Here is a 14,115-nt window from a genome sequence, read left to right as displayed (position 1 = left end):
CGATAGTCCCCGCGTTGCATGGCCCCTGGTACGCCAGTCGATCAGGTCATCCGGTCAATGCGCCAAAACATAGCACATTGGCGCACACTGACGCACAAAGCCCTTGAGTTCCAGGACCGCCAGTGCGGCGGATACTTCGTAGACCGGCATGGATGTGCGACGCTGCAGATCGTCGATGTGGAGCGGTTCGTACCCGACCAGCGCCAGCACCGCAGCCTCGACCGGATCATCGGGGAGGGCAGTGCGCACCTCTTGCTGGCTGGCTGCCACACTCATGTCGAGCGCTTCCAGAATATCGCCGGCACACGTTACCAGACCGGCGCCGGCGCGGATCAGTTGGTTGGTTCCTTCGGATCGCGGGCTGAAGATTGGTCCTGGCACAGCAAAGACGTCGCGCCCCTGTTCGAGCGCATAATCGACGGTGATGAGCGCGCCGCTTTTCGCTCCGGCTTCCACCACCAGCACGCCACGCGCCAGACCGCTGATCAACCGGTTGCGCACCGGAAAGAGTTGCGGTATAGGGCGTGCGCCAAGCGGGAATTCCGAAATCAACGCGCCGCTGTTGGCAATACGTTGCGCCAGAGATGCATGGCGTTCGGGGTAGACCATATCGGCGCCGCACGGCAGAACCGCCAGGGTGCGCCCGCCAGCGTCGAGCGCCGCCGTATGCGCGATGCTGTCGATGCCCAGCGCCAGCCCGCTCACAATCGTGACCCCCGCCTCGACCAACCCCGTCGTCAGGCGGCGGGTGGCTTCGCGGCCATAAGCGGTTGGCTGGCGCGTGCCGACCACTGCAACACTCCAGGCATCAGCGTCGGAGAGGGCGCCGCGCACATAGATCAGCGGCGGCGGCGAAGGAATATGGCGCAGGGATGCAGGATATGCGGGGTTCTCGCGGTCGATGAGGGTGATTCCGGCACGCCGGGCGCGCTCCATCTCACGGTCGAGATCGAGTGTGCGCCGTGCTTCGATGAGGGTTTCGATCAGTTTGGGCTCCAGTCCGGCGGCGGCAAGTTCAGCAGCCGACGCATGCCAGGCGGCTGCGATCGAGCCGCACCGTTCGATCAAGCGGTCGAGCCGAGCCGGACCGATGCCATTCACCCGGTTGAACCCCAGGTAGTAACGAGTGTTCTCCATGGCGCACCTGGCTCTTCAGGGAAAGCGGCAAACGGCAGACCCCTATCTGCCGACAGTATGTAGTATACCGGGCGCCCATTACCAGAGTTCGATCGCGCGCAATGGGCGCAATGCAGCGGCGAGATCGCTCAGATTGGCGTCGAAGCCGTATCGCTGCGCTATATCGTGTGCACGGGCGCTGAGAGCGGTAACCGGAGCAGGCATGCGGCCGGCGCCGAACACGACGAGGGAATGGCGCAGTGGCGCCGCCAGGGTGGTGTGCCAGGAGGAACGAAAGACCTTCACTTTTGTGGAAAAATGTGGGTCGCTGCGCAGCATGTTGACGCCAATGACCCCGCCGGGACGCAAACGTTCTCGACAGAGCGTGTAGAACTCTGCTGTCGCCAGATGATCCAGATGGTCGCGGGCGTCGCTGAACGCATCCATGATGATGATGTCGTAGCGGTGCGACGTTGACCGGAGATACTCCTGCGCATCGGCGGTATGAAGGCGCTGTCGTTCGTCGAAAGTCACGCCGAAGTAGTCGGCGGCGATGGTTGCGAACGCTGGATCGATATCGATATTATCGATGACCACATCGGGCAGATGGGCATGCAGCGCCAGCGAGATGCGTCCGCCGCCGAAACCGAGCATGCAGACGCGCTGCGGCGCCGGATGCCAGAGGAGCGTGAGCAAAAGGGCGCGGATATAGGGCGCCAAAAGATACAATGGGCGCTCAATATCGATCCGTGACATCGGTCCGTCGAGGGCGCCGGTTTCCGGGTTCAGAAAGAAGAGGCTGATGAACGTTGCGTCCTTGATCACCCAGAGCCGCACCTGCGCCAATGACCGATCATCAATGACGCCGTCGGGAAGCGTGCGGAGCCGCGCCAGGCGTTGGGACAGCGCCGCAGTGTATGCGGTAAGGCGCGACGATGCGTGTGCGGGTGTCATACGCCGCCCTCAGCGATCATTGCGGGGCCAGATCGTCCAGAGCGCGGCGCCGGCTGCCGCAGCCCACGACCAGAGCGCCTCGTCGGCGAAACCGTTGATCCGCAGCAACACCCCGCCGATAAACAGTGCAGCGGCGATAATACCGCCGGAGAGCCGGTTTGTCGCCTGTTCGACACGCTTCATACCGCGCTCGAGTCGTGAGAGGTCGACGCGCATCTGCAATTCGCCGCGATTGGCGGCTTTGTAGTAGGCATCCATTTGGCGCGGCAAGGTCGCCGCTACCTGACTGAGCGCCGTCACTTCACAACGGATCTCTTCCAGCCAGTTGCCATTGCGCCGTTCGCGGTCGAGCATGGCTTGCGCAAATGGTTGCGTTTCTTCGAACAGATTGATATCGGGATGCAGCCCGGTCACAATGCCGCTCACCAGGCTGATTGCTCGCCCCAGGTAGATCAGGTCTTGCGGTATCTGGAAAGGGAGATCGCGCACGAGGTGCTCCGTTTCATCGAACAGTTTCTCGACGTCGATGTTGGTCAACTCGCGTTGCGAGCGGGCATAGGTATGTCGCAGGACAATCTGGATCGCCTGAATAATCGGACGCCGGTCGGCGCCGGGCAGAATCATGCCCAGGCGGTCGAGCGTCTCCACAATCCGCTCCGGATCGTTGGTCGCAAGCCCGATCACGCCGTTTCGCATAATTTCCATCGTCGTCGGTGGCAGATACCCGACCATGCCGCAGTCGAGGAGAATGAGCGTAAATGGCGCGCCGGGTTTGACGCCGTTGGTTTGGGGCGGCGGCGGACCATTGACGCGCACGAAGATGTTGCCGGGGTGCGGATCGGCGTGGAAGAAGCCGTCGATGAAGAACTGTTTCAGGTAGGCGCGGTTGAGGCGAGTGGCAACTTCGGTGCGATCGATGCCAGCCTGCTCGAGTGCGGCATAGTCAGTGATTTTGATGCCATCGACGCGCTCCATGATCAGCACGCGCCGCGTCGAGAGGTCAGGATAGGGTTTGGGGAAGTACACCCCCGGCGTATCGGCGAAATTGATGCGAAACCGCAGCGCGTGCTGCGCCTCGCTCACGTAGTCGAGTTCCTCGCGCAGCACACGGGCGAATTCCTCGAAGAGAAGTTCCAGATCGGCGCGCCGCCGGATCAGTGGATAGTTCTTCACAATACGCACTGCCCACAGCACAGCGCTCAGATCGATCTCGACAATCTCATCGATGCGTGGGCGCTGAACCTTGATTGCGACCGGTCTCCCGTCGCAGAGTTCGCCATAGTACACCTGGCCGAAAGACGCCGCTGCAACCGGCGTCGGGTCGAAATGCGCAAAGATCCGTTCGGGTGACGTGCCCAACTCGACAAAGAGCGTTTGCAGCACATATGGCAATGGCGCCGGCGGCACTTCGTCCTGCAGACCGGCAAGTTCGTCGGTGATTGCTGCGGGAAGCACATCAGCGCGGGCGCTGAGAAACTGACCAAGTTTGATCAGCACGCCGCCCATTCGGACTGCCAGATGCCGAAATTCGCGCGCGATGCGCTGATAGCGCACAACGCCGGTGCGTTGCGCGTACCAGCGGGTCAGTCGGTAGCGGTTGAACAGAATATCGAAAATGAAGACGTGGACAATCACCCGGAAGAAGAACCAGGACACACGAATAAAGCGCCGCCGCCTTGGGACCGGGAAAGGGCGAAGGTTGGGCGGTAGCGGCGGAAGCGAGCGTATGGCGCCGGGGTCTGAACCGGTCGTTGTCGGCTTTGTGACCGTTTGCACATGTCGTATTATAGCATCACCTTTCGCGCGCAAACCTCTGATTTCTGTTATCATTCCCCATTATGCGCACCGCCCTCTGGCTTATTCGACACGGGCAAACGCTGCTCAACAAACAGCGTCGCTATCAGGGACGTACCGATAGCCCCCTGACGCCGTTTGGCGTCCGGCAGGCGCAGGCGCTGGCGTGTCGCCTGCAACGGCTTCCTTTCACGGTTGCCATCATCAGCCCCTGTGAGCGGGCGCGGGCGACAGCAGCAGAAATGTTGCAGGGGCGGGAAATCCTGCGGATCGAAGATGCGCGCTGGAGTGAAACGGATCACGGTCGCTGGGAAGGATTGACGTATGCCGAGGTGCGCGCGCGCTTTCCCGAAGAAGCAGTTGCGCGCTTCGCCGATGCGCTGCACGGTCGAGCGCAGGGCGGTGAAAGCCTCGCCGAAGTCAATGCGCGCGTTCTGGAGGCGTGGAACAGCCTGTTAAGCGAATATCCCGGCGGGCGCATTCTCGTCGTGACCCACGCCGCCCCCATTCAACTGATCCTTTGCCGTATCACCGGTCTGGCGCCGACCGATCACTGGCGCTGGCGCATCGATCTGGGCAGCCTGACCGCGATCGATGTCTATGGCGGCAGATCAATCGTGCGTGTAGTCAATGAAACGCCGTTGTTAGGAGTTAGGGGTTAGGGGTTAGGAGTTAGGGGTTAGGAGTTAGGAGTTAGAGTTAACCTGCAACTTGGAACCTTTCTACTTTCCCACCTGTAATCGTCGCCTTCCGCCTTTGTGTAATCGGACCGTTCACTGCACAACCTGTCCATTCCTGGGCACGCCAGCGGCGTGCCCCTACTACCAGGCGCCGTCCCAAACTTCAACGTCCGCCCTCGCCGAACATGTTCAGCAGCACGACACCGGCGATGATCAGCACAATGCCGATGACTCCCGCGATGTTCAACTGTTCGCGCCATACCAAAACGCCGATGACTGCAATGGCGGCTGTCCCCAGTCCCGACCAGATGGCATAGGCGATGCCGAGCGGGATCGTGCGCAGGCTGAGGGACATGAGGTAAAATGAGACGCCGTAACCGGCGATCACCAGAAGCGTTGGAATCAGGCGCGTAAAGCCATCGGCGGCTTTGAGCGCATTGGTTCCGATCAGTTCACAAACAATAGCGCCAAACAGGAACATCATGCCACGCGGATCCATACCACCTCCGTATCGAAACAGGAACATACGCTGATGTCCTCTGAGCATACCACGTCGCAGCGCGCGCCGCGCAACTGGTGGGGTCCATTGTGGCCCATCGGCGAAGCGTTGCGTTTCCTGACGATCATTCCTGTGCCAGGGTTGCCGCCGATGACAGAGGCCTTCTCGCGCACCGTTCCAGGCTTTCCGGTTGCAGGGCTGGCACTCGGCGCGTTGCTCGCCGTCATTGGCTGGATCGTCGGGGCGCTCTGGAACGAAACGGTGCGCGCGGTTGCGCTGGTGGTCGCCTGGGGTGTGTTGACGGGAGGGCTGCACCTTGATGGCTTGTGTGACACCTTCGATGGTGTGATGAGCTGGCGGTCGCGTGAACGTAAACTGGAGATTATGCGCGACAGTCGGATCGGCGTGATGGGAGCGCTGGCGCTGGCTGCCGTGGCGGGATTGAAGGCTGTGTTTCTGGCGGCTGCCGGAGATGCCTGGCTCTCTGCGATATTGCTTGCACCGGTCGCAGGGCGCTGGGCGATGGTGTATGGCGCTGTGCGCTTTCCGCCAGCGCGTGAAGGCGGGTTGGGACGCACCTTCCACTCGCAGGTGCGCGTCGGCGATGTCCTGATTGCCGGCGGCACGACGCTGTTCCTGGCGCTGGCGCTGGGCGGCGCGCAAGGACTGATCGCGCTGGCGCTCGCCTGGTTGGTTGCCCATCTCCTGGGGCGCTGGTGGACGCACGCCCTTGGCGGATTGACGGGCGACACCTATGGCGCACTCTGTGAGATTGCCGAGGTTGTCGCCCTCGCGGCGCTGACTGCGAGCCTTCCGGTGCGCATGGTGACAATGTGATGCCCGGATCTGCAACCGGCGTCCTGGTAATCTCGCACAAAGGCGCAAAGGCTTTCCATACAAGTAAGGACGAGCCGTCATCGGCGGCTACATATCTTTGCGCCTTTGTGTTTTCGTGTGCGATTGAGACATTTGATCTAAGGCCATAACCCCATCACGCCGCGCATGATCGCCAGTTCGCCGATGTGGTATGAATTGTGCGTGGCAATGATGGCAATCTCGCGCACGATGGAATGCCGATACGCGCCGCTGTTTGACAATGGCGCAAAGAGATCGACGTCAGGATCGTTGATAATATTCACCAGTTGCTGTCGGTCGGCGAGGAACTGCTCGATGGTCCGGGTCCAACCAGCCTGATCGGTGGTCGCCGCCGAATCGGGCCAGAGGTCGTCGGGGAAATGGGGCCAGGTATAATGGTCCGACTGGATGTACTCCAGAATATCACGCTGGCAGATACGCAGATGTTCCAGCAGATGCCAGAAGGTGTAGGGACAGTTTGGCAGGTGCGTGTTGATCTGCGACTCAGGAAAATCGGCGACTGCATCCTCGAAAGTCATATGCGCCTGGCGCTCGGTCAGCATGTTGGTCAACTGTTTACGCAGTTCAGCGTTATCCATCGCATGGTTCCTTTCAGCATCAATTCGGCGACCTGTGCTGGTTGAACAGACGCCCGTCGCCTGAGTCAGGGGATTTTTTCAATGATACACCACTCATTGATCGAGCGTATGCATGCCCATATCGACGAATGGGAGGTGACTGGTGACCGCAGGGCGATCTTTCTGGCGTGCTATGCGCTCATGACGCGCAACATGCTCGATGGTATCGAAGCAGAACGTTTTGATGACAATGCCTGGGTGTATACGCTGGTGCATCAGTTTGCGGAGTACTACTTCATTGCTCTGGAAGGGTACGAACACGGTACGGGCTGGTTGCCGGATGTCTGGCGGCAGGCGCACGATCTGGCGCGCACCCCGCACATGGCGCCGCTGGTGCATCTCCTGCTCGGCGTCAACGCGCATATCAACTGTGATTTGACGCTCGTACTCGATGATATGCTGCGTGACGAGTGGCATGATCTGGCGCCGTCGCTACGCGACTCGCGGCTCACTGATTACCTGATGGTGAATACGATCATCGGCGAAACGATCGATGTTGTGCAGGATACTGTGCTGGAACGCTACTCGCCAGCCATGAACATTGTCGATGTGGCGTTTGGTCCGTTGGATGAGTGGTGCACCTCCCGCCTGATCCGCAGCTGGCGACGTGATGTGTGGGATCAGGCGATGGTGCTGGTGCAGACGCGCGAATCGCAAATGCGAGAGGAACTGCGTCGGCAGGCGGATCGTCAGGCGCTCAAGCGGATGCAGCTGGTTGTTGCAGGAGGTGCATTGGGAGCGCGCGCCTTTGGTTTGTCACAGCGTTGGTTACGCCGCCTGGGTATGATAGCGGATTGAGGTTGTCGAAAGCCGGGACCTCACGCAGCGAAGGCATCCGCCGGGTTTGCAGCGCCGGATGTAACGTTACGAACTTGCACAGCAAGCGTTGCAGCGTCGGTAAAACCGAGATTCACAAAGTGCACCACACCCGCTGCATCGAGTACGACCGTCGCCGGAGCGGTGAGGATGCCGAGCCGATCAACGAGGTGCGGGTACTCCGGCGCTGCCAGGGTGCGCACGGTCACTGTTCCGTGCAGAGCAACCGCCAGGTGCGCCAGCGCCGGCGCCTGACGGGTGCGGCACTCGACGCATCCAGGCGTCGAAAAGCCGACCACTGCCGGTTTTCCGACCGGAATAATACCCTCGAACGGGGATTCGTTTGCCAGTGAGCGAACCTTCCAGGCGCGCCAGATGCGGATGCCTGCCCACGCCAGCGCAACTACAGCAATAATCGCCAGAATCAGCAGCAATCGTTCTATCATCGTTTCCGCCTATGGCATTGGAAGAGTCGGGGTGCCACGCCTGATCCGTAAGAATCCGGCGTGTCCCATTCGTACCCGTGTTCCATCACGCGCCGTATTCGGATAGCGCTCAGTGTAACGCGCGCAGGCGCCGGATCTGGAAGAAAATGAAACAGCCAGCGCAGAAGCCAAAAACCAGGTTAATCGCCGCCAGCGCGACCACCAGCAGCGCCAGCGCCCATCCGAACGTCGGTGCGCCAAGGAACAGCGCGACACTTGCCAGGATCAGCACCGCTGCGCCCATCCCCTGCGCAAAACGGTGGGGCGCTCCGTCTTCCTGATGGATGTCGGGGCGCAGCAACCCGGCGGGGCGCAACACGTCACGGTAGAGCCGCTGAATGAGCGCCAGTTCAGGCGACGCCGCACCGAGTGCCATCACAAGCGCAACCACTGCGACTAGCCACGGCAGATCGATGATAAATGCAACCAGCAGCAGCGCGATGATCGCCGCCTGATTGACCCGCAGCGCCATGCGGTCGAAAACCGGCGCTATGGTGTTCATCTGTTCGACAGGCATCTTGAGTTCCTCGCGTAACTTTAGCAAGATTTGTCATGATCTTAGACAAATCCATCGATTTTGTCAAGATCATGAGATGATGCATTACCATCGACCGGGCTTACGCAGTGGCGTATTTCTGGGGCCGTCACAGCCCGCAGCAGCGTGGCCCTCCCGATCATTGACAGACCCGTATGCGCAGAGTATCATGCCGTTTTGACGCCGGGTATGCGCTGCCGCGGCATCCTTGCAGACATGCTATCGCGCGGCTGACCCGCGCTGTGGGAGAGGCTTCTTTGGTGCGCAATTGGAAGTTGTGGCTGGGAATCGTCGTTAGCGCCGTTTGCCTCTGGATTGCGCTTCGCGGACTCGACTTCCAGACCTTCTGGCAGGTCATGCGTCAGGCACAGTACTGGTGGCTTGCGCCTGGAGTTGGCGTCTATTTCCTGGCGGTCTGGGCGCGCACGTGGCGCTGGCATTATATGTTGCGCCATCTCGCGCCGATCCCGGTGTCGCGTCTCTTCCCCATCGTCGTCATTGGCTACATGGGCAACAACGTCTACCCCGCGCGCGCTGGCGAAGTTCTGCGCTCGTATGTTCTGAAGCGCAAGGAACAGGTGCCGATCAGCGCATCGCTGGCGACTGTCGTGCTCGAGCGCCTCTTCGATGGGCTGGTGATGCTGCTGTTCGTCTTTGTGACGCTACCCTTCGCGCCGCTGCCGCCGGTCTACTCTTCATTGGTCACCGTTCTCAGCGTTCTCTTTCTGGCGGCGCTGGCGGCATTTCTGGCGATTGCCGCGCGACCGGCGCGTATGAGCCGCGTGTATGCCTGGGTCGTGGACCGGTTCGTTCCTGAACGCTTCCGCGCCACCGTTCATAGTCTGTTCGACCGCTTCGTCGAGGGGTTGCAGTCGCTGCGCAGCCCGCGCGACCTGGCGCTGATCTTCGTGTCGTCAACACTCATCTGGTTGACCGAGACCGGCAAGTACTGGTTCGTGATGCATGCCTTCCCGTTCGAGACATCATTTCTGGTGCTGATGCTCATGACAGCAGTGGTGAATCTGTTTACCACGCTCCCTTCGACGCCAGGGTACATCGGCACCTTTCACGTGCCCGGCATCGCGGTGCTGATGGCGTTTAACGTCGATCAGGCAGTAGCGACCAGTTACACGGTCGTGCTGCATGTGGCGCTCTGGTTGCCGATCACGGCGCTCGGCGCCTGGTACATGCTCAGTGAGCATCTGGGGTGGCGCGATTTTGGCAGGGCGACGGAGGCAGTTCAGTGAAAGTCGCAATCATTGGCGCGGGTGTTGCCGGGCTGACGGCTGCCTACGACCTGGCGCGCAGCGGTCATAGCGTGGTGGTCTACGAAGCGGCGCCGGTCGCCGGCGGGCTTGCGTCGGGGTTTCGCGATGAACGCTGGGAGTGGCCCCTCGAACGTTTCTACCACCATCTGTTCGAGAGCGATGTTGCCATCAAAGCGCTGGTGCAGGAGATCGGATTTGCCGATCACCTCTTCTTCCGCCGACCGATCACCGCGCAGTGGTGGAATGGTCGTGCGTATGCGCTCGATGGCGTGCTGCCGGTGTTGCGGTTCCCGGCAGTGTCCTTCCTTGATCGGCTGCGCTTCGGGCTGGCTGCCGCCTATCTGAAATACGTCACGAATGACTGGCAGGCGCTCGAGAAGGTGACGGCGGCGCAGTGGACGCTGCACCGGTGCGGTCCGCACGTCTACCGCGAGATCTGGCGTCCGTTGCTGGAGGGCAAGTTTGGCCCCCATGCCGACGAGGTTAACATGGCGTGGCTCTGGGCGCGGCTCAAGGCGCGCAGTTTCCGGCTGGGCTACTTTGTCGGCGGGTTTCAGGCGTTCTGCGATGCGCTGCTCGAACAGGTGCGACGCCTCGGCGGGGTGGTGCGCCTTGGCGCTCCGGTGGCGGCGCTGACGCCGCTGGACGATGATGTGTGGCAGGTGACGGCTGGCGACGCGCTCACCGGCGCCGCTGAGGACGTTGATGCGGTGATCGTCACCGGCTCACCGGCGCTGCTGGCGCGCCTGGCGCCGCACCTGCCGGTGGAGTATCTCAGCCATCTGCGGGCATTGCGCTCGATGGGGGCGGTGGTGATGCCGATTGCGCTGCGGCAGCGCCTGCTGACCGATGGCACATACTGGTTGATGCCGCCAAAACGCGAGTTCCCCTTCCTGGCGCTGGTCGAACACACGAATTTCATCGAACCGGCGCACTACGGCGGTGATCACCTGATCTACTGCGGCGATTATCTTGACCCGGATCACGAGTATTTTCGCCTTACCCCCGATGAATTGCTTCAGCGCTTCCTCCCGGCGCTGAAGCAGGTCAACCCGCACTTCGAGCCGTCGTGGGTGCGGGCGTACTGGCTCCACCGCGAACCGTATGCGCAGCCGATTGTGCCGGTCAATCACGCGCGCAACATTCCACCGCTGGCGACGCCGCTGCGTGGCCTGTTCTGGGCAAGTATGAGCCAGGTGTATCCGTGGGACCGCGGGACGAACTATGCAGTCGAACTCGGGCGGCGTGTGGCGGCGGAGTGCCACCGGTACGCCGAGACGCTGCGGCTGCGCGGCGGCGTGGCGCTGCGCGCACGGTAATGCGTATGGCGGACACAACCACAGCCTGGGTTACGGCGCTCGGCGGCGCGTTCATGGTGACGCTGGCGACGCTGCTGCCATGGTTCCGTCTGCGGTTCGGCGGAAAACCATGGGACGAGACGTTCCGCGATCCGCGATTGCGCCGTATCGCACGCATCCAGGAACGACTGGCGCAGGGGTCGCTTGGGGCGATGGGAGCGGGTTTTCTGGTGTCAGGCGCCGGCGTTTTGCTGAACCTTCCCCCCGTGCCGGCGCAACTCGTCGCCTCGATCTGCTACGGACTCGCGCTCGCCGGTCTAGTGGCGCAGGTGGCGTTGATCATTCGTTCGCGCAAGATTGAGTGACCAGTCTACGTCGAAAGGCCGCCCATCGTCGGTGTTGTCGTGAACGGTCAGGCGAGACGATGCTTTCGATGTTCCACACATGCGAGGAGGAGAATTTCATACGAGGAGGAGAGGGAGATGACCACACAGTACATCCCCACCCGCACCGGTATGACGGTCGAGGCGTTCAAGCGCGCATTCCTCGATAACCTGTACTACATTTTGGGGAAAGACACCGGTTCCGCCGCGCCGGCCGATTTCTATATGGCGCTGGCGTACACGGTGCGCGACCGGATGATCCACCGCTGGCTGGAAACTATGCGCGTCTGTGAACATTCGCGCGCGCGCACAGTGTACTACCTCTCGGCGGAATATCTGCTGGGACGCCAGTTGGGGAACAACCTGCTGAACGAAGACCTGACGGAGATTGCGCGCGAAGCGCTCGCACAGTCAGGGTTGAACCTGGAAGAATTGTGTGAACTCGAACCTGAACCCGGACTGGGCAATGGCGGTCTGGGACGGCTGGCGGCGTGTTTCCTCGACTCGCTGGCGTCGCTCGATTATCCTGCCGTCGGGTATGGCATTCGCTACGAATATGGCATCTTTCGCCAGACATTCGTGGATGGATGGCAGGTCGAGCAGCCGGATCACTGGCTGGCACGCACCTATCCGTGGGAATTTCCGCACCATGATATGCGGGTGGAGGTTGGGTTCGGCGGGTATACCGAGCCGTGGACGGATGAGCGCGGTCATTACCGCGTGCGCTGGAAGCCGGCGCGCACGGTCTTCGGCGTTCCGTACAACGTGATGGTCCCCGGCTATGGCACCGATAATGTGAACACCCTGCGCCTCTGGAGCGCGCAGGCAGTTGAGTCGTTCGATCTGCGCCTGTTCAACGCAGGCGACTACATACGCGCTATTCAGGATCGCGTGCTCTCCGAAAATATCACGCGCGTGCTCTACCCGGACGACACGACGCCGCAGGGACGTCAGTTGCGGTTGGAGCAGCAGTACTTTTTCGTCGCTTGCTCGCTCAGCGACATTCTGCGCACCTTCCGTTCGCAGGAGAGCGATTGGGAACGGTTGCCGGAACGCGTCGTCATTCAACTGAACGATACGCATCCTGCAATTGCGATTGCTGAGTTAATGCGATTGCTGCTCGACCACGAAGGGCTGACGTGGGAACAGGCGTGGGGGATTACATCGCGCTGCTTTGGGTACACCGTCCATACGCTGTTGCCAGAGGCGCTCGAAGAGTGGCCCGTCGAACTGTTCGAGCGTCTGCTGCCGCGTCACCTGGAGATTATCTACGAGATCAACGCGCGCTTTCTTGCAGAAGTGGCGCAACGTTATCACGGCGATGTGGAACGGCTGGCGCGGATGTCGATCATTCGCGAACACCCGGAGCGTCGCATGCGCATGGCGCATCTGGCGTGCATTGGCGCGTATGCGATCAACGGCGTCGCTGCGCTGCATAGCCGCCTGCTGCGGGAACATACTCTGCGCGACTTCGCCGAATACTGGCCCCATAAGTTCTCGAACAAAACCAACGGCGTGACGCCGCGCCGCTTTCTGAAACTGTCGAACCCGCGCCTTGCCGACCTGATTTCAGCGCATATCGGCGATACGTGGCTGACCGACCTCGATCAGTTGCGGCGCCTCGAACCGCTGGCGGACGATCCGGCGTTCCGCGCTGCCTGGCGCGAGGTGAAGCAGCGCAACAAACAGGCGCTCGCCGCTGATATTCAGCAGAGCCTGGGGCTGGCTGTCGATCCGACATCACTCTTCGATGTGATGGTCAAGCGTCTGCACGAGTACAAACGGCAACTGCTCAAGGCGCTGCACATTATCACGCTCTATCGGCGTATCCTCGAAAACCCGTCGCTCGACATCCTGCCGCGCACCTTCATTTTTGGAGCGAAGGCGGCGCCGGGTTACTGGAAGGCAAAACTGATCATCCGCCTGATCAATGGCGTCGCTGAGGTGGTCAACGCCGATCCGGTCGTCTGCGGACGGCTGCAGGTTGCGTTCCTGCCCAACTTCAACGTGTCGCTGGCAGAGCGCATCTACCCGGCAGCCGATCTGTCGGAGCAGATCTCACTGGCCGGCAAGGAGGCGTCGGGCACGGGCAACATGAAGTTCGCCCTGAACGGCGCTGTTACGATCGGGACGCTCGATGGCGCCAACATTGAAATTCGCGAGCGCGTCGGTGAAGAGAACTTCTTCCTCTTCGGTCTGACGGTGGAAGAAGTGTTTGCGCTGCGCAACGGCGGTTATCGTCCGCGCGAGATCTATGATCGCTCACCGGCGCTGCGTGGTGTGATCGATATGATTGCTGGGGGATGCTTCTCGCGTGGCGACCGCGAGATGCTGCGCCCGCTCGTCGATGACCTGATCAACCACGATCCGTTCATGCTCCTGGCGGATTATGAGTCCTACTGCGCCGCACAGGAAGCGGCTGATGTCGCCTACCGCGATCAGGAACGCTGGACACGTATGTCGGTCCTGAATACGGCGCGTTGCGGCTACTTCTCATCGGATCGCACGATCCGCGAGTATTGCACGGAGATCTGGAAGGTTCATCCGGTGCGCGTTCGGTTGCCGGGATAGATGATGAGGCGTGAGGTGAGAGGTGAGAGGCAAGAGGGGTTTCAGGCGGGAAGGTTGAAGGTTGAAGGTGTTTCGCGTTGAACGTGGGAGGATGGAAGGTGAGAAGGTAAAAGGTGGAAAGCGAGTCCCCACTCCCTACTCCCTGCTCCCTACTCCCAAAGCCCTGACCAGTTCTCGGTTCTCAGTTCTCGATTCTCGGTTCTCCACCTGACCAATCTATCTG

General features: G+C 61.1%; 14 protein-coding genes. 7 read left to right on the top strand and 7 right to left on the bottom strand.

From position 1 onward, the window contains the following. Positions 1 to 54: 54 nt before the first annotated feature. The 3 genes from dprA to AC3EA7_RS14505 all read right to left on the bottom strand — a co-directional run bounded on the left by dprA (position 55) and on the right by AC3EA7_RS14505 (position 3,726). Complete coding sequence (dprA, locus tag AC3EA7_RS14515; RefSeq protein ID WP_488614780.1) at positions 55 to 1,137, bottom strand: DNA-processing protein DprA; 1,083 nt, start codon at positions 1,135 to 1,137, stop codon at positions 55 to 57. Between the two features lie 78 nt (positions 1,138 to 1,215). After that, positions 1,216 to 2,070 (bottom strand): fused MFS/spermidine synthase, encoded by an 855-nt coding sequence (locus AC3EA7_RS14510; RefSeq protein ID WP_488614779.1) that lies wholly within the window; start codon positions 2,068 to 2,070, stop codon positions 1,216 to 1,218. 9 nt (positions 2,071 to 2,079) lie between these two features. After that, positions 2,080 to 3,726, bottom strand: coding sequence for an ABC1 kinase family protein (locus tag AC3EA7_RS14505; protein ID WP_488614778.1), 1,647 nt, complete (start codon positions 3,724 to 3,726; stop codon positions 2,080 to 2,082). A 182-nt stretch (positions 3,727 to 3,908) separates the two neighbouring features. On the opposite strand from AC3EA7_RS14505, the gene AC3EA7_RS14500 reads away from it, so the two are divergent. Beyond that, positions 3,909 to 4,526, top strand: coding sequence for a histidine phosphatase family protein (locus tag AC3EA7_RS14500; protein ID WP_488614777.1), 618 nt, complete (start codon positions 3,909 to 3,911; stop codon positions 4,524 to 4,526). Positions 4,527 to 4,707: 181 nt separating this feature from the next. On the opposite strand, the gene AC3EA7_RS14495 is transcribed toward AC3EA7_RS14500, so the two are convergent. Then, positions 4,708 to 5,043: a DMT family transporter gene (locus tag AC3EA7_RS14495; protein ID WP_488614776.1), complete on the bottom strand. Its 336-nt coding sequence runs from the start codon at positions 5,041 to 5,043 to the stop codon at positions 4,708 to 4,710. Between the two features lie 33 nt (positions 5,044 to 5,076). Between AC3EA7_RS14495 and cobS the strand changes: the two genes are divergently transcribed. Next, a complete protein-coding gene (cobS, locus tag AC3EA7_RS14490) occupies positions 5,077 to 5,880 on the top strand; it encodes an adenosylcobinamide-GDP ribazoletransferase (protein ID WP_488614775.1) in 804 nt (267 codons plus the stop codon). Between the two features lie 137 nt (positions 5,881 to 6,017). Here the strand turns inward: cobS and AC3EA7_RS14485 are convergent, their stop codons facing one another. Then, complete coding sequence (locus tag AC3EA7_RS14485; RefSeq protein WP_488614774.1) at positions 6,018 to 6,497, bottom strand: DinB family protein; 480 nt, start codon at positions 6,495 to 6,497, stop codon at positions 6,018 to 6,020. 81 nt (positions 6,498 to 6,578) lie between these two features. Here AC3EA7_RS14485 and AC3EA7_RS14480 point away from each other — a divergent pair, with 81 nt between their 5' ends. Then, positions 6,579 to 7,334, top strand: coding sequence for a DUF5995 family protein (locus AC3EA7_RS14480; RefSeq protein WP_488614773.1), 756 nt, complete (start codon positions 6,579 to 6,581; stop codon positions 7,332 to 7,334). Between the two features lie 20 nt (positions 7,335 to 7,354). Here AC3EA7_RS14480 and AC3EA7_RS14475 read toward each other — a convergent pair whose 3' ends face one another. Together AC3EA7_RS14475 and AC3EA7_RS14470 are read right to left on the bottom strand one after the other, a co-directional pair. Next, positions 7,355 to 7,798, bottom strand: a complete 444-nt coding sequence (locus AC3EA7_RS14475; RefSeq protein WP_488614772.1) for a TlpA family protein disulfide reductase — start codon at positions 7,796 to 7,798, stop codon at positions 7,355 to 7,357. Between the two features lie 109 nt (positions 7,799 to 7,907). Beyond that, on the bottom strand, positions 7,908 to 8,354 hold the full coding sequence (locus tag AC3EA7_RS14470) for a DUF4395 domain-containing protein (protein WP_488614771.1): 447 nt from the start codon (positions 8,352 to 8,354) through the stop codon (positions 7,908 to 7,910). A 278-nt stretch (positions 8,355 to 8,632) separates the two neighbouring features. Between AC3EA7_RS14470 and AC3EA7_RS14465 the strand changes: the two genes are divergently transcribed. The 4 genes from AC3EA7_RS14465 to AC3EA7_RS14450 all read left to right on the top strand — a co-directional run bounded on the left by AC3EA7_RS14465 (position 8,633) and on the right by AC3EA7_RS14450 (position 13,892). Beyond that, positions 8,633 to 9,619 carry a lysylphosphatidylglycerol synthase transmembrane domain-containing protein gene (locus tag AC3EA7_RS14465; protein ID WP_488614770.1) on the top strand — a complete coding sequence of 329 codons (987 nt, stop codon included), beginning with the start codon at positions 8,633 to 8,635 and terminating at the stop codon, positions 9,617 to 9,619. After that, the gene (locus AC3EA7_RS14460) at positions 9,616 to 10,959 is read left to right on the top strand and encodes an NAD(P)/FAD-dependent oxidoreductase (RefSeq protein ID WP_488614769.1); all 1,344 of its coding nucleotides are present in this window, start codon (positions 9,616 to 9,618) and stop codon (positions 10,957 to 10,959) included. The genes AC3EA7_RS14465 and AC3EA7_RS14460 overlap by 4 nt, the downstream gene beginning before the upstream one ends. 5 nt (positions 10,960 to 10,964) lie before the next feature. Continuing rightward, positions 10,965 to 11,303, top strand: a complete 339-nt coding sequence (locus AC3EA7_RS14455) for a hypothetical protein (protein ID WP_488614768.1) — start codon at positions 10,965 to 10,967, stop codon at positions 11,301 to 11,303. A 117-nt stretch (positions 11,304 to 11,420) separates the two neighbouring features. Next, complete coding sequence (locus AC3EA7_RS14450; RefSeq protein ID WP_488614767.1) at positions 11,421 to 13,892, top strand: glycogen/starch/alpha-glucan phosphorylase; 2,472 nt, start codon at positions 11,421 to 11,423, stop codon at positions 13,890 to 13,892. The last annotated feature ends 223 nt before the right edge of the window (positions 13,893 to 14,115 follow it).

Source organism: Roseiflexus sp. (genome assembly GCF_057785375.1).
Note: the sequence above shows the minus strand (reverse complement) of the source record. Positions and strands in the feature narration are given on the sequence as shown.

Bases quoted from the DNA above. Each gene is read 5' to 3' on its own strand.
- dprA (WP_488614780.1), bottom strand. From the start codon at position 1,137: ATGGAGAACACTCGTTACTACCTGGGGTTCAACCGGGTGAATGGCATC.
- AC3EA7_RS14510 (WP_488614779.1), bottom strand. From the start codon at position 2,070: ATGACACCCGCACACGCATCGTCGCGCCTTACCGCATACACTGCGGCG.
- AC3EA7_RS14500 (WP_488614777.1), top strand. From the start codon at position 3,909: ATGCGCACCGCCCTCTGGCTTATTCGACACGGGCAAACGCTGCTCAAC.
- AC3EA7_RS14495 (WP_488614776.1), bottom strand. From the start codon at position 5,043: ATGGATCCGCGTGGCATGATGTTCCTGTTTGGCGCTATTGTTTGTGAA.
- cobS (WP_488614775.1), top strand. From the start codon at position 5,077: ATGTCCTCTGAGCATACCACGTCGCAGCGCGCGCCGCGCAACTGGTGG.
- AC3EA7_RS14485 (WP_488614774.1), bottom strand. From the start codon at position 6,497: ATGGATAACGCTGAACTGCGTAAACAGTTGACCAACATGCTGACCGAG.
- AC3EA7_RS14480 (WP_488614773.1), top strand. From the start codon at position 6,579: ATGATACACCACTCATTGATCGAGCGTATGCATGCCCATATCGACGAA.
- AC3EA7_RS14475 (WP_488614772.1), bottom strand. From the start codon at position 7,798: ATGATAGAACGATTGCTGCTGATTCTGGCGATTATTGCTGTAGTTGCG.
- AC3EA7_RS14470 (WP_488614771.1), bottom strand. From the start codon at position 8,354: ATGCCTGTCGAACAGATGAACACCATAGCGCCGGTTTTCGACCGCATG.
- AC3EA7_RS14455 (WP_488614768.1), top strand. From the start codon at position 10,965: ATGGCGGACACAACCACAGCCTGGGTTACGGCGCTCGGCGGCGCGTTC.
- AC3EA7_RS14450 (WP_488614767.1), top strand. From the start codon at position 11,421: ATGACCACACAGTACATCCCCACCCGCACCGGTATGACGGTCGAGGCG.